General features: G+C 42.0%; 11 protein-coding genes. All 11 read right to left on the bottom strand.

Annotated features, from left to right (window positions below; translation table 11 throughout):
* Positions 1-106: 106 nt before the first annotated feature.
* Positions 107-910, bottom strand: a complete 804-nt coding sequence (gene map, locus BLW16_RS17410) for a type I methionyl aminopeptidase (protein ID WP_090558986.1) — start codon at positions 908-910, stop codon at positions 107-109.
* Between the two features lie 43 nt (positions 911-953).
* Positions 954-1,853 (bottom strand): response regulator, encoded by a 900-nt coding sequence (locus tag BLW16_RS17405; RefSeq protein ID WP_090558984.1) that lies wholly within the window; start codon positions 1,851-1,853, stop codon positions 954-956.
* A gap of 182 nt (positions 1,854-2,035) precedes the next feature.
* Positions 2,036-2,668, bottom strand: a complete 633-nt coding sequence (locus tag BLW16_RS17400; protein WP_090558981.1) for a response regulator — start codon at positions 2,666-2,668, stop codon at positions 2,036-2,038.
* Positions 2,640-3,731, bottom strand: a complete 1,092-nt coding sequence (locus BLW16_RS17395) for an ATP-binding response regulator (protein WP_090558980.1) — start codon at positions 3,729-3,731, stop codon at positions 2,640-2,642. Before BLW16_RS17395 ends, BLW16_RS17400 begins: the two co-directional genes overlap by 29 nt.
* A gap of 3 nt (positions 3,732-3,734) precedes the next feature.
* Positions 3,735-4,157: a response regulator gene (locus BLW16_RS17390; protein WP_090558978.1), complete on the bottom strand. Its 423-nt coding sequence runs from the start codon at positions 4,155-4,157 to the stop codon at positions 3,735-3,737.
* A complete protein-coding gene (locus BLW16_RS17385) occupies positions 4,157-7,597 on the bottom strand; it encodes a PAS domain S-box protein (protein WP_090558976.1) in 3,441 nt (1,146 codons plus the stop codon). Before BLW16_RS17385 ends, BLW16_RS17390 begins: the two co-directional genes overlap by 1 nt.
* A 135-nt stretch (positions 7,598-7,732) precedes the next feature.
* Complete coding sequence (locus BLW16_RS17380; protein ID WP_139298351.1) at positions 7,733-10,354, bottom strand: hypothetical protein; 2,622 nt, start codon at positions 10,352-10,354, stop codon at positions 7,733-7,735.
* A gap of 18 nt (positions 10,355-10,372) precedes the next feature.
* Positions 10,373-10,858 (bottom strand): DUF4402 domain-containing protein, encoded by a 486-nt coding sequence (locus BLW16_RS17375; RefSeq protein ID WP_175470631.1) that lies wholly within the window; start codon positions 10,856-10,858, stop codon positions 10,373-10,375.
* A gap of 45 nt (positions 10,859-10,903) precedes the next feature.
* Positions 10,904-11,689: a fimbrial biogenesis chaperone gene (locus tag BLW16_RS17370; protein ID WP_090558971.1), complete on the bottom strand. Its 786-nt coding sequence runs from the start codon at positions 11,687-11,689 to the stop codon at positions 10,904-10,906.
* 165 nt (positions 11,690-11,854) lie between these two features.
* Entirely contained in the window at positions 11,855-12,352 is a 498-nt protein-coding gene (locus BLW16_RS17365) for a DUF4402 domain-containing protein (RefSeq protein ID WP_217631593.1), read from the bottom strand.
* A gap of 156 nt (positions 12,353-12,508) precedes the next feature.
* Positions 12,509-14,728, bottom strand: coding sequence for a GH92 family glycosyl hydrolase (locus tag BLW16_RS17360; RefSeq protein ID WP_090558968.1), 2,220 nt, complete (start codon positions 14,726-14,728; stop codon positions 12,509-12,511).
* Between the last annotated feature and the right edge of the window lie 19 nt (positions 14,729-14,747).

The following is a 14,747-nucleotide window of genomic DNA, read 5'->3' as shown; positions in this document are numbered from 1 at the left end:
TAAATCCAATATCTGCGGCATGGATTTACCTGGCTGTAAAGAACCGAAACGACCTTATCAATTTAAAAGCCGCAACCAATATCGCTATCAGCTGCGGCTTTTATGATTAGTAATAGCTACTGTTTAAATTGGAGTTTTGCTTTTCTGCCGCTTCAATGATAGAAAAATCAGAGAGAATCAGCGGAGCACCTTTCTTCACACAGACATTGTGCTCAAAGTGAACTGCTACCGAGTTATCCGCAGATATGACTGTCCAGCCATCATCAAGTATATGTATTTTATTTGAACCCATGGTAATCATCGGTTCAATCGCTAAAACCATGTTTTCTGTTAGCTTTTTACCTTTACCTTTTACACCGTAGTTTGGCAATTGCGGATCTTCATGCATTTCCCTTCCTACTCCATGTCCCACGAAATCCCGGATCACACCGTAACCGTGTTTACCATAGGTATAGCTTTCAATAGCATTCCCGATGTCACCTGTGCGATTCCCCGCAACAGCTTGTTTAATACCTTCATAAAGAGACTCCTTCGTGATCCTCACTAAATCCAGCACCTCTTTTGTGGTTTCGCCCAGGATAAAGGTATAGGCGTGGTCGCCATGGAACCCGTTCTTATATACAACCGTATCAATGGATACTATATCTCCTTCCTTCAACACATATTTTCCCGGAAATCCGTGAACGATCTGTTCATTCACGGAGATACATAGCGAATATGGATATCCGTGGTATCCTTTACAGGATGGACTGGCCCCGTTGTCGCGGATAAAGGTCTCGGCCATTTCATCCAGCGAGAGTGTAGTTATACCGGGTTTCATTATTTTAGCCACCTCGGTAATGGTAGCGCTAACCAGCAGGCAGCTTTCACGTTGGATCGCCACTTCCTCATCAGATCTAAATAAATTCATTGTGTTATCTTTTTACAAAAATAATGATTTCAGGGGATAATGCCTATTTCTGACCATTGGCCTTTAGAAACATGAACTTATTGTGGCAATAGTCCTTAAGTCTGAAAATCGGAATAAGCCCTATAATTCTGGATAAAGGAGCCCTGAAAACATGTGATTGAGTCCAGGATTTTGCCCGGAGTTTTTCGTTTTGATACTCCATTGAACTGATGTAATTTAAGCGATCCGTAATATCATTTGCAAAGGCCATCTCAGCATTTTTTTCTTTATATTTTATAAGATTACTCTGAATATCAACGTAGATGATTTCCCGGCTTTTTTTAATATGCCTAAGTTTGCCTGAATGGTTATTTTTTTCTTCCGGTGGCAAGATTGCATCTAAATTCATTGACAAAATTTCTGCCCTGCTATAGCCATAACTTATCAGGAACGCTTCATTGACATCCAGAAACTGCGAGGAATCCAACTCAAGAACATACGTAGGTAATGGAATTAAATTGAATAATTCACTATATTTTTTTTCAGATGCCTCCAGGGCCAGTATGGATTTTTTACGTTCGATGCTATATATAATGCTTTTGTAAAGCATAGATGAACTTAGATCGTCTTTTAAAAGATAATCGGAAATACCCATGGAAAGTGATTTTACACTAAAGGAGATATCCGCAAAGCCCGTCAAAACAATGATGGGTATAGAGAAACTTATTGCTATCATTTCCTGTATCAACGGTAAACCCATTTTGTCGGGCAGTGAAAGATCCAACAGGATCACATCAAATCCGGCTATTCCGGCTAAAAGTATTTGTCGCGCTTCCCTGAAGGTCCTTGCCTGGGTGAGTTTAAATGCCACCTTTTGCTCTGTTAAAAACTCCTCTGCCAGAATTAAATCTCCAGGATTATCTTCGATAATTAAAATTTCAAATGCTTTGCTATCGGTTTCCATATATCTAAACTTATACGTTTTGATGACGCCGGATTTAATAAACTGCCATTATTATTCAGAATCAGTGTTAATGGAGTTTTCATGATCTGCGGTTTAACAAGTCAAAATTGCTAAATCATCCGTTCCTAAAATATAGACGCAATTATGAAAGTTCTGTAGTGTTTTGATTGACAGAAAAAAGATTATACCAGCTTCTGCGTAATGGCATAAGTGGTTAGCTCAGCATTGTTTTTGAGTTTCATTTTTTCGAGAATGCGGGCTCTGTAAGTACTAATAGTAGGTGTACTCAGGCAAAGTATGCCAGCGATTTCAGAAACCGTCTTGCCTGATGCGATCAGCAGCAGTGTTTGATATTCCCGCTCGGATAAATATTCATGTGGCTCCTTAGCAGAATTGTCATCCAGCAGGGACAGAAGTTTTTCGGACAACGATTGAGATACATACTTTTTACCGGCCATAATTTGATTGATGGCTTTGACCAGTTCCATGTCAGCCACATCTTTTGAAAGGTAGCCGGCAGCGCCCAGCTTCATTGCTCTCAGGGCAATTTGTTCTTCACTATGAAAGCTGAACATCAATACTGGTATTTTCAATTTTTCTGCCTTTATCTGCTTGAGTATCTCCAGTCCATTTCTGCCTGGCAGATCAATGTCCAGTATCAGAATATCCCATTCGTTCTGTTTTAATTTTTGAAAGACATCTGCATAGTTAATGGCTTCTCCAAATAAAACAGCCGGAAATTCGCCGGTACAGATTTGCTTAACCCCGATCCTGATGGCGGAGTGATCATCTGCTATTAATATTTTTCTGGCCATTTTTATTTACAATAAGTTCAATTAGCGTTCCGCTATCTGATGAACTGCTGATATTTAATGCTGCACCAATCAAGTTGGCGCGCTCTTTCATATTTAGCAGGCCCATTGAAAGCGGGTTATGTAATGTGCTCGATTTGATGCCCCGGCCATCATCTGAGATGGTTACCGATAATTGGTCAACCCGATTCTCTAATCTGATTTTCACCAGTGTTGCTTTCGCATGTTTAGCAATATTGGTCAGTGCCTCCTGGCAAATTCTATAAATATTTATTTCAAGTTTTTCATCAATACCATACCAGTCAGTATCCTTATAAAGCTGGGATTTCACCCTGTTTTTGTTTTCAAATTCATTCACCAGCCATTCTATCGCCGCAAATAAGCCAAGCTTGTCTATTAACACAGGCCTTAATTCATTAGCAATTTGCCGGACGGACGCAATACTGGTATTGACGTCAACAATCAGCACATCGATCAGTTTTTCTATGTCATGACCAACACCTTTTGATTTTTTTAAGGACGACAAGGACATTTTAAGCCCCGATAATTGTTGTCCGAATTCATCGTGAATTTCACGCGCAATACGTGAGCGTTCTGCTTCCAGCGCATTATTCAACTGGTTGGCAAAATTTCTGACATCCTGTTCGGATGTTTCAAGTGCCGAAATAATCTTTTTGCGCTCTGAACTGTAAACCATGCTTTTATACAAAGACGTGGCGGTGAGATCTTCCTTTAATAAATAATCTGACACGCCCAGGGAAAGCGACTTTACCCCGAACGCAAAATCAGTATACCCCGTCAGCACAATGACAGGGATGTCCCCGCATAATTCCACAATTTCATGGATCAGCGGTTCACCGGCATGGTCGGACAGGGAAAGATCCAGCAGAACAGTAGTATAATCGTTTCGCTTTTTTGTCAGAATTTCTTTGGCCGTCTTAAACGTTTTTGCCTGAACAATCACCGGTGCTTCAATTTGTTCAAATATAAAATCCTCCACCAGGGCAAAATCCCCAGGATTATCTTCCACAACTAAGATCCGATAATCGCTTCTATCTGTGTTCATGATTTAATTTTGAGGAATGGAAACAATATTGATCCAGAAGTCCTGTATTTTGGCTATTGCTGTCATAAACTCCGAAACATCGATGGGTTTGGTAATATAACAATTGGCATAATGTTTATAAGCCGACAATATATCCCGTTCGGACGAGGAGGTAGTGAGCATGATCACCGGAATCTGGTTGTATTGCTCGTTCTTTTTGATGAATTGCAATACTTCATGCCCGCTTTTTTTTGGCAGATTAATGTCCAGTAATATCAGATCAGGTCTGTCATCACGGTTATTCAGCGTAACAAAAAAGTCAATTGCGGCTTTACCGTCCCGCAGAACAGTCACCCTATTAATGATCTTACTTTCTTCCAGGGCATCAGTTGTCAGTAAAATATCGCCTTCATTATCTTCTACCAGTAAAATATGGATTGAATTCATTAGTTATGTTTTAAAATGGTAAAATAGAATGTGCTGCCCTTACCTTCTTCAGACTCCACCCATATTCTTCCGCCAAGGTTCTCTATTATTTTTTTGGTGACTGCCAAACCCATCCCTGTGCCGGAGTATTCGTCCTTGTTGTGCAGTCGCTGAAATATGATAAATATTTTATCAAAATATTCAGCATCGATACCAATACCATTATCCTTAACCGCAAACTTCCAGTTATTACCGCTATCCTCACAGGAGATACTGATCAATGGTGTAATGTCTTTTTGCTGATATTTAAGCGCGTTACTGATGAGGTTTTGAAATACCTGGCGGATAGGCACTCTAAAGGATCTTAAAGCAGGTAAACTCTCAAACACGATCCGGGCGCCCTGCTCTTGTATCTGCTTGCGGTATAAGGCTAGAATATCCGTAACCACTTTATTGATATTTACTTCTTCCATCGTGTCTTCAGATCTCCCTACTCTTGAAAACTCCAGCAGATCCAGGATGATCTGCCGCATCCGCTTGGCCCCATCGACAGCAAAGTGGATGTACTGTTTGCCTTTAGCATCTACAATATCACCATATTTTTGTTCCAGTTGAGTCAGAAAACTGGTTACCATGCGTAAAGGCTCTTGTAGGTCGTGAGAGGCAACATAAGCAAATTGTTCCAGCTCCGCATTGGAAATGGCTAGTTCTTTAGTGTGTTTTTGAAGGCTCTCATTCAGTTCCTTTAAACTATTTTCAGACATTTTACGATCCGTAGTGTCTTTGAAATAGACCGACAGACCATTGCCGGTAGGATAAGCGCTGATTTCGTACCATTTATTTAAAGGCGCATAATGATCTTCAAAATGTACCGGTTGATTAATTTCAAGTGCTTCGTGATATTTTTTATACGATATTGATTCAATTGAATCGTTAAATACATCCCATAAACAATAATCCATCATTTGCTCTTTTGATTTTCCTAAAACCTGCTCAGCGCTGCTGTTCCAATAAGTGAAAGTCCAGTTTTTATCCACTGCAAAAAAAGCGTCTCCTATACTTTCGAGGATCGTATTTCTTTCTTCAAGCGTTTCTTTAGCGGCAATCTCAGCTTTCTTCAGCGCATCAATATCCTGGAAGCTACCAACTATCCGTATACACTTGTCTGCCGCAAATTCAGGCTCGCCAATGACCCGTACCCATTTGGTTTTCCCCCGGGCTGTCACTAATTGCAGTTCCAGATCCCATGATATACCTTTAGTGATCGCTTCTGAAGCATGCCGACTGATCAAAATTCTACTTTCTCCTTCCTTATAAAAATTGACGCCTGTTTCAAGATCCGGCTCAAAATCTTCCGGCACCTCATGGATCTCTTTAGTCATCGCAGACCAGTAAACAGTTTCTTTAATCAGGTCAATTTCCCATCCGCCGATACGTGCCAGAGTAGTTGCTTTATGCAGCAACGCTTCCATCTCTTTTTTATCTGTAATATCTTTGGCAGAGCAATATAAAGTTCCCTGTTCCGAAGCACCGGTAGTGGTCCAGGCCAGCCATCTGACCTTTCCTGATTTGGTGAGGTAACGGTTCTCGATATAGTAAGTGGGGCTGCCATTAATAATATTTTGTAGTTCGGTTATGGTATTCTCTTTATCCAACAGATGTACCATATCCATATAAGGTTTAGACAACAATTCTTCCTCGCTGTATCCAAGTAAAATACTCATGGCAGGGTTCACCTTTTTAAAATACCCATCGGTATTGGCTATACAAAGAATATCGGGTGTAAACCGGAATACCTGGTTCAGTTCCTGCTCCAGTTGTTTGCGCTTAATTTCAGCACCCAGATGGGAACCAATATGCGCCATTACCATGTCCGACATGCCTCGTTGTTTTTCACCCGTTGTTAAGCCAAGCACCAGGACACCAATTAATTCTCCGTTAGAAAGTAGCGGCAGGCCGTAGGCGGACTTCAAACCGGCTTTTTTTGCGGAAGTTATGCGTACAAGGCTTCTTTTTTCTTGAATGTCAGGCCAAAACTGTATGGTTTGGGTTTGCCAGGTCATACCGGGTAAACCGGCGCCCTTCGCAAAGGTTTTAATATCAGCGCTTTCATTAAAGAAAACAGCCGTTTCATCTTCTCTTGAATATTGGGCCACCTTACTGATCCTGCCTTTATCTACTCCAGTCAGCCAGGCCTCGGCTATATTGAAATTACCCATATTCACCAATTGTTCCAGTACCTTGCTGAGGCTATCATTTAATCCGGCATCCCCCTTAAAAATCAGGCTCATGGCAGATAGCAGCGCCTTTTGCATTTCTTCATTTTTTCTTTCCGAGATGTCCCGGATGAATATAGAAAGTCCATCCCCGGAAGGATATACCCTGTTTTCCTGCCACAAGTTTAGTGGCAGATAATAATCTTCATTACAAATGTATTTCTTTTCAGAATAGGCGGTTTCAATGGCCTGGTAGGTAGCTGACCCTACGGCCTCAGGGAATAATGTCCAAATAGGATGGCCAATCAAAGATCCGGGTTCCTTTCCAAACATTTTGCCAATATGACCGTTGGCATAGGTAAAGCATCTGTTTTCATCCAGCGCAATAAAGCCATCGGTAATATTTTCCAACAGATCTTCAATCTGGGCTGTCTTTTTCAAAACCTCCAGGCCGGCTGACCTGACTTCGCTGTAATCATAAATCAGCGAGTAAAAGCCCTTCACTTTACCGTCCCTGATATCCGGCACATACTCAGTATGCGTATAGATCATTTTACCGTTAGCTTTAAAAAAAGGACGTTCAAAGCTTTGGGGCCTGCCTTCCAGTACATTTTGAATGTGATACTCATATTTTAAATACTCATCTTTTATCAAATCCTGCTTATGAATACCCTGCATCTCCTGAGGAGTTTTTTCAAACCACTCCAATAATGCTTTATTGGCAAACAAACAATGCAAGTCTGCCGTCCAGTAAGCAATCATCGCCGGCACATTATCTGTAATGTTTTTCGTAAAACGTTCACCTTCCACAACTTTTTCCTGGCCCAGCTTATATTCCGTAACATCCAGAAAATTGCAGACGATGGCATTAACATCCGGCTCATGAAGCATATTAGTAAATGAGCACTGCAGCCAGATAAAATGCCCTTTAAAGTGTTTTGACTGAAAAGTGCATATTTTAGGAATACCGGGACTAATAAGGACATCCTTTAGCAACTGTTTAACCATTTCCCTGTCGGAAGGATGTGTTAGTTCCTCGGTTGTTTTTTTCATCCGGTCTGCTGTACTCCAGCCAACAATCCGCTCAGCTGACGGGCTGCGGTAAATTGTCTGAAGATCTATATCTAATAAAGTAATACCGGAAAAACTATTCTCGATCAGCTTTCTGAAAGTAACATCATTACTGATAATTTGGTTAGCGGTAGTGTCGCTGCCGGAATCGCCGGGGTCAATGATTTGTGCCATATATACCGGTGATGCTGCTTTATGAACGTTATGCTTTTAACGTTCATTTGGTTAGGTCGTATTAAAACTAAGTATTATTAGTGGTAGCCGCAATTATTTTAGTGAATATTATTCCTATTTGCTCTATTATCAGCATTACGGAGACTTTTGAAAGTCATTTGGTATGGTGCTAAGTATGAATTCCAATCCATCGACTACATCACCATCGATGCTCCGCCGAATAGTTACCGGTAAATTTGCAGGTGATGCGGTCAGTTTCAGGTGCTGTAATTGAGTCGTGTCAATGCTAACTGTATAAGAGCCGGCAACTAAGCCCAAATAACTGAAATAACCATCACTTTCGCTCAGTACCTGTTTAATCAGCTGCGCCTGCTGATCATAAAAGTTCACTCTGATTTTCCCCAGGCCCTGCCGCTCATTATTATTTTTCACATATACCATACCTGAAACTTCAGCGGCCACGGTAACCGGTATCTCTATCTTCCTGAATTGGTTGGGTTCTGCTGTTATACTGATTACAGGCTTTTTCAACTGCCAGGTAAGATTATCAAAGCCATTTGCATTAAGCGATAAGGTATATGTCCTGAAGGCTTCCAGGTTGGTAATCCGGATGAGTGTGTCCTTTTCATTATATTTTATCATCCCCCCATTCATCCGCAGGGAAAGCCCGGCCGCTTTTGGTTCAGCCGGATCCTTTACACCATTTCCATTGAGATCAAGATAGGCAATAACCGTAAAACCTGCCTTTCCTACATTACTGTTATTATTGGCGGTAAGATAGTGGCTGGCCTGATCATATAATAAACTTCCTGTCGCGGATTGGGTTAGGGTGAATCCGCTTTGGTTGTTATGGGATGCCGCAAAGGCCGTTCTTGCGAATGAAAAATCATAACGCAAACCTATGCCGGTAGTGTAACTATTGGAGCGAAAGTTTCTTTCAAAGGATAATTTGATAAAACCACAGTTCAGTATCGGTCTTTCTATTTCAAATTTGGTAGTGATAACTTTTTTCGTTTCATATTCATATTGTACTTTCGGAGTAAAGAGCAGCCGTTGCGGCAAACGGTATGTCTGTGATAAAATGCTGTAGGTGAGGGCTGCATTCTCTCCGCTTAACCTACTGAATGTGGTCAGGTTCGTGTTTATACCGGCAATCACACCAGAAAACAGTAGTTCAGCATTAGTAAATTGTGCAGATGGCAAAAATACCTGATCTAAGGTAAGCCTTGAAAACAAGGTAAAGTTTCTGCCTCTTATGGGAAAGTTGATTATAGCTTTCCTTTCCTCGTTATAATTAAACAATACAGCTTGCTGACCTTGATGATAACGGATATAATTCAGTTCCAATTCCAGGTCTGAGGAAAGCCGATAATTAAGAATCCCCTTGGTTCTTACACCATAAGCATATTCACTATATAACAATAAATTGGATGTCAGCCTAAATGAAGTATTCAAAAAGGGTGTTTCTTTGCGGGATGGGATAGCGGAGAAATATTCCATCCCGCCGCCAATGGTTATTTTCCTGGTAAGACCGTAGTTTAAATTACCCCTTGCATAACTATGGTTAGAGCCATTATCCACTATCCCCGCATACAACGTATATTCAAATTCTTTTTCAGGAAGGAAATTAAACGGGATATTTATATTTCGTCTTTGTGAGCGTTCCTCCCCCCAGGGCCCATAAAACCTGAGGTCTATTAACGTGTTACCGTAAACAATAGGTACATCAAAAGAGAAAAAGCCAGAGGCATCTGCCTGTTGATAATCAACTAATTCATTATTAACATAAAGTTCAACTTTCCACCCGGGTTCTGTTATATCGCTTAACTTATAAGTGCCGAAAGCATTCCTGTTAATAGACGATCTGTTGGTAAGTTGTATACCTGTTACCGGCCCGTAGATGGATGCTATAGTCTGTGGTGCTATTTTACCGGCTATAAACTGCCGGAAGAGTGGATTGTTATTGTCAACAAAACGCCACATGTAAAACTGGTTACGGACAGTAAATGGCTGGGTATTATTGTAATTTAAGAAAACATCTGCTTCTCCGCCGGCCAGCGCGGCGCCAAGAGACAGATTAAGCCCGGTATATTTAGCACCCCGTTGTTGGGTAGAGACCACCGACCAATCTGCCATCCCCATTTTAAAACCCGAATAGCTGCGGCCAACGGTAGAGTCCACTTTTACAATCCCGCTGGTATGGTTAATATGATCGCGCGTCAGTTTTTGCCTTATCTCCCGAAAAACCGGCAGATCGAGCTTAGTATCAATACTAACGGAGAGACTGCGGAAATTGAACAGACTGTTTAAGCCAAAGATTTTACCGAAATAATCTGATTTCAGATAAAGCGTAGTAGCCGTGCTGATCAAATCATCTATAGCAATATTATTTCGTTTTCCCTGATACCAAATCAGGTGATGGAGCCTGTCTATCAGATAGATGTCGCGGGGATCGAGCAGAAACCCTGATACGGAGTCTTGACTGGCCGATGGGATAACATTGATTTTTAAAAAGGTGAAAAAATCTGTTACCGATAGGTAGCTGTCCTTACCCCTGATAATGGCCGGAATATCTGCAGTTCCTAAACCTGGCATATCCAGCGAAACAGAAATATCTTCATCATCCGGTTTTACCTGACCTACAGATGATAAGGGATGAAAAGTTAATAACATCACAACAATAGCTATCCGGCATATTTTAGGACTGTGTCTATACAGACTGTATTTCCATATCCGGTATACCGTTTGATTTTTCATGGGAACAACCGGCTAAGCCTATTCTATTATAAAGGTGACATCAAATGAACCACTGTATTTTCCAGAAGGGTTCGCCGTCATATTTGAGATCATCAGCGTGCCGCCAATGCTAATATTGGTTTTCGATGTTGTTGTAATTACAGAAGAAACAGGGTCGGTGCTATTGATATGAAGTGTCATCGCTCCACCGTTACTTCCCCTTAATTGCGTATTGGAATTTACAATGGTTAATCTGCTGCCTATAGGAGCTTCTACTTCGACAATAGCCTGCATATATAGTGCACTATTTTGATTAATAGTAATGATGTCGCCGGCTACGGTACGTACGCCCGCTGGTGAAATGGTAATGGAACCGCTTGCGCCAACCGGACAAAAGGTACCAAAATTTAACTGTTGAATAACAGTAGTAGTGAATTGGGCCTTCGCCGGTGAAACGGTTAGCATCAAAAAAAAACCTGCCGATAACAGTGGTATAATCCGGGTTATTATTTGAGTAGCTGTCATGACGATTTTATTTATTGTAATGCAGGTAACCGGATTTGCCATTGGTTATTGCAGTGGTAATTCCTTTTCAGATAGCATGACTATTTTAGCTGCTGTCGGCAATGCGTATTGTATTTCCAGTTTTCCGCTATGATAATCAACCCCTGGCAGGATATCTAATTTCATGGTTACTTTTCTGCGCGGTAATGGTGTATAAACAGCTATTCCATTAACAGCGCCAACCCGGATCTTTTTCCCCGTTAGTGATATATAATTGACATACAAGTCTCCGTAAACAGACATATTACCGATGCGGTTCAGGCACATGTTCAGCTGCGGTTTCTGGACATTCACCAGGTCAACCGACACATCTGAGATAGCTGTTCCTGATGAGTTTTCTCCAACCCGGATGATCGCCGGTATACTGATGCCAAAAACAGGCACCAGTTTTACTGATAGATTGGCGGAGTCTGTTACAACCGGCTTTTCTCCAGCAGCGGTTGTGCGTGGAACGGCCCTGAAGTAGATATGGGAACGGTATTCGCCAGGACCAAGGTTCGCTGCCTGTATCACCTGTATTTTTACGGTTTGGGATTCTCTGGGCGCAAGGGTTACAGAACGGGGGAAAATACGTAAACTTTTATCTGCAAAATATTGCCCCGAATCTGGCTGGGTAATATTTTCAAAAGTGCCGTCTTCTTTCATCCTGATCTGAATCATAGAAATAATGTACGTTGCTGTATCTTTTCCGGTGTTGGCCAGGTTCAGGTCCTGGGTCCTCCGGCTACCGTCAAAGACAATCCGCTTGGGAAGAATCAATAAATTTCCCTGGGCTTTTGCATTTTCGGGCATACATAATGATAAGGTAACTAACCAAAAAAAAATAAGTATAGCGTGAATAACATTTGGCAGTAAGCCTGTTACAGAAGCGGCTGAAATAGTCATAATATCAAATTTGTGTTTGAATTAAAAATAAGAGACATAGCGATGCCATGTCTCTTATCAGATGAATTTCAATTAATTGTAATTTACAGTGACAGTAAATGGTGTACCGGCCAAATAGTTACCGGATACCTGGTTGCCTGCGATCACCAGTTCGCCACCTACCGATAATGTTTGGGTACCAGCAACTAATACGCCACCAGCTGCAACAGTAGGAGTACTTACAAAATTCTCTACAACCATAGTTTCACCACCAGCACCAGTGGTATTAGTCAGGGTAACAGAAGTCGGGAGGGTGATGGCGTAGGTGTAACCCGCTTCCCCTGTTACCGCAAACGTCGCTGGGGTCACGGTTCCTGTTTGTGATAGTAATAAAGCACCACCTGTTGTGGTACGGACGCCGGCAGCTGATAATTGAACCCAGCCGTTGACATTACTCCGGGCTACAATCCCGAAATTCATATCGCCTGTTTTGAGAATAGCAATGGGTGCCACAATGTCAGCACCTGCATTAGCGGTAGCAGAAACTTGTGCAAATGATTTAGCAGCAAATAGTGTTGATGCAACTAACATAGAAATGAATACTTTTTTCATGATCTTTTAATTAAATTGATATTTGTTTGATTTCACATATCAAAATTATTAATTAAGCCGATCATAGAATATAGACGCAATTATGAAAGTCATGTAGTGGTTTGTATTACAAGAAATACAATATAGTAAAAGCCTCTACTTTGTAACTACCTCCACCTTTCCGCCATTCTTAAAGAGATCATGCGATACAAAATATCCCTCATTCAATTTATCATTCACCTTTATAGAAGTAATGCCCCTGCCCTTTCCAGGCTTGCTAACCGTTAAAGTCCGGCCGGTATTGGTTGTCCATTTCACCTCATCAAATAATGGCGCAGTAACAAGATATTCGGGATCTGTAGCAGAGAACGTATACAGGCCGGTTGAACTTAAAACATACCATGCAGACATTTCTCCTGCATCATCCATCCCCGCCAGTGCCAGTCCCTTATCTCCAATCCCATAAAGGTTGTTCAGGATATTGTCAAGCACCTTTTGGGTTTTTTCCGGCTTGCCGATAAAAGTATAGCCAAACGGAGCCTCATGATCGGGCTGATTGCCATGACAATACTGACCAATAAAGGTTTCCACATTTCTGGCAATATGTTTCGGGTTCCAGGGCAGCGTGAACAGCGAATCCAGTTTGGATTCAAAACCTGCCGGGCCGCCATACAGTTCGATCAAGCCTTTCATATCATGTGGTGCAAAGAAAGAAACCTGCCAGGCATTGGCTTCCCGGTACATATATTCATAATAGGGATAAGTAGGGTCGAAAGGCTTGATCCATTCCCCGTTTTTTAACCTGCCCCGCATAAACCTGGTGGAAGGATCAAACATATTTTTGTAATTCTTGGATCTGGCCATCAGTATCCGGTAATTGGCAGTATCTCCTAATTTCTTCGCTATCTGAGCCAGTGAATAATCATCATAAGCATATTCCAGCGTTTTGGAAACACCCGCATTGGCTTTAGTTTCAACTTCCGGATGAGCGATTTCAGGGTCAGAAATATATCCCTTTTCAATGTACTCTGCCAAATGTGGCCGCGCCCCCGGGGAAATATTGGCGTTCCGGAGTAAAATGGCATAAGTACCTTTTACATCAAAATTATCTATCCCGCGCAGATAAGCGCCGGCAATGGAGGAAGCGCCATGATCTCCATGAAAAAAGGTAGGGATAAAACCGGTTTTGTCACCCACATCTTTCATTGATTTGATCACATCCAGGGCTACCTTCGGAGAGATCAGCCCTAACAGCACATCTTTATTCCGGTAAGTGTCCCAAAGAGAAGGTTCGGTATAGTAATTAAAATCTGAGGACTGCACATGCTGCCCTTTGACATCAGTATAATCCCCGTTCATATCACTGCGCAGCGCAGGCCATAGTAACGAACGGTAAAGGCAGGAATACAGGAGTTGCTTTTGCTTCCCTGTTCCCCCTTTAACCTGAATCTTTGAGAGTACCTGTTCCCAGGTCTGTGCAGCCTGCTGATGGATCTGCTCAAAGTTTTTGGAGCCAATCTCTTTCTCCAGATTTTCTTTCGCATTGGCGGTGCTGACAAATGACAGACCGATCTTCACTTCCACCGGCCCCTTGTGCCCATTGGATAATTTCACACGTGCATAACCCCGGGCCTTCGCATCATTGATTTTCTCCACCGAGCTGATCTCAGTGTTGAGCACAGCATAGAAATAAATGCGCTCTCCCGTCTGCTGAAAACCCTGTAATACATTCTTGCCAGCCTGAGTGATCTCCCAGTTTGAAATAGTATTATTGGCCCTGCCCAGATCAAAGATGATCTGCCTGCCACTGGTACCGGTAAATTCATATCGGTGAAATCCGCAGCGCAAGGTTGACGTCAGGCTTACCTTCACCTTATAATTTTCCAAATAGACCTGGTAAAAGCCTGGCGCAGAATTTTCCTTATCATGGGAAAATAAAGATCCGAAATCTGCAGGATTCTTCCCCTTTCCTTCTATTGTATTGTGAGAGGCGGCAATCGCCGCTTTGGCACCGGCTATCCCGCCTTCCCATACAGGCATAAGCGGAATATTGCAGAGGTTCCAGTGTCCCTTGTTGGTATGAGTGAAACCGTAAATAATATTGTCTTCATATTCATATCCTGCACCGGAGCCATATTCCGTCATCGGGCTCAGCTGCACCATAGCATTGGGCATTGAACTGCCAGGAAAGGTCAGCCCCGCCCAGGAACGCCAGTCTTCAGGCAATTCATATCCCAGTATTTTAGGATCAGTAAGCGGGTAACTGCCGATAAAAGTATTGACGTATTTACCCAGGTTATTCTGTGCCCGCATAACAGACGAAGCAGAGAAAGTTAAGGCAAGTGCCAGAAATGAGGTTTTGAGTAAGAATTTCATGGATCAGATCTTATATATG

The sequence above is a fragment of the Pedobacter hartonius genome, from assembly GCF_900107535.1.
Taxonomy (GTDB): Bacteria; Bacteroidota; Bacteroidia; order Sphingobacteriales; family Sphingobacteriaceae; genus Pedobacter; species Pedobacter hartonius.
This window is presented reverse-complemented; position numbering and strand designations above follow the sequence as displayed.

Excerpts from the sequence above, each read along its gene's own strand:
- map (WP_090558986.1), bottom strand. The coding sequence starts at position 910 with ATGAATTTATTTAGATCTGATGAGGAAGTGGCGATCCAACGTGAAAGC.
- BLW16_RS17405 (WP_090558984.1), bottom strand. The coding sequence starts at position 1,853 with ATGGAAACCGATAGCAAAGCATTTGAAATTTTAATTATCGAAGATAAT.
- BLW16_RS17400 (WP_090558981.1), bottom strand. The coding sequence starts at position 2,668 with ATGGCCAGAAAAATATTAATAGCAGATGATCACTCCGCCATCAGGATC.
- BLW16_RS17395 (WP_090558980.1), bottom strand. The coding sequence starts at position 3,731 with ATGAACACAGATAGAAGCGATTATCGGATCTTAGTTGTGGAAGATAAT.
- BLW16_RS17390 (WP_090558978.1), bottom strand. The coding sequence starts at position 4,157 with ATGAATTCAATCCATATTTTACTGGTAGAAGATAATGAAGGCGATATT.
- BLW16_RS17385 (WP_090558976.1), bottom strand. The coding sequence starts at position 7,597 with ATGGCACAAATCATTGACCCCGGCGATTCCGGCAGCGACACTACCGCT.
- BLW16_RS17380 (WP_139298351.1), bottom strand. The coding sequence starts at position 10,354 with ATGAAAAATCAAACGGTATACCGGATATGGAAATACAGTCTGTATAGA.
- BLW16_RS17375 (WP_175470631.1), bottom strand. The coding sequence starts at position 10,858 with ATGACAGCTACTCAAATAATAACCCGGATTATACCACTGTTATCGGCA.
- BLW16_RS17370 (WP_090558971.1), bottom strand. The coding sequence starts at position 11,689 with ATGCCCGAAAATGCAAAAGCCCAGGGAAATTTATTGATTCTTCCCAAG.
- BLW16_RS17365 (WP_217631593.1), bottom strand. The coding sequence starts at position 12,352 with ATGTTAGTTGCATCAACACTATTTGCTGCTAAATCATTTGCACAAGTT.
- BLW16_RS17360 (WP_090558968.1), bottom strand. The coding sequence starts at position 14,728 with ATGAAATTCTTACTCAAAACCTCATTTCTGGCACTTGCCTTAACTTTC.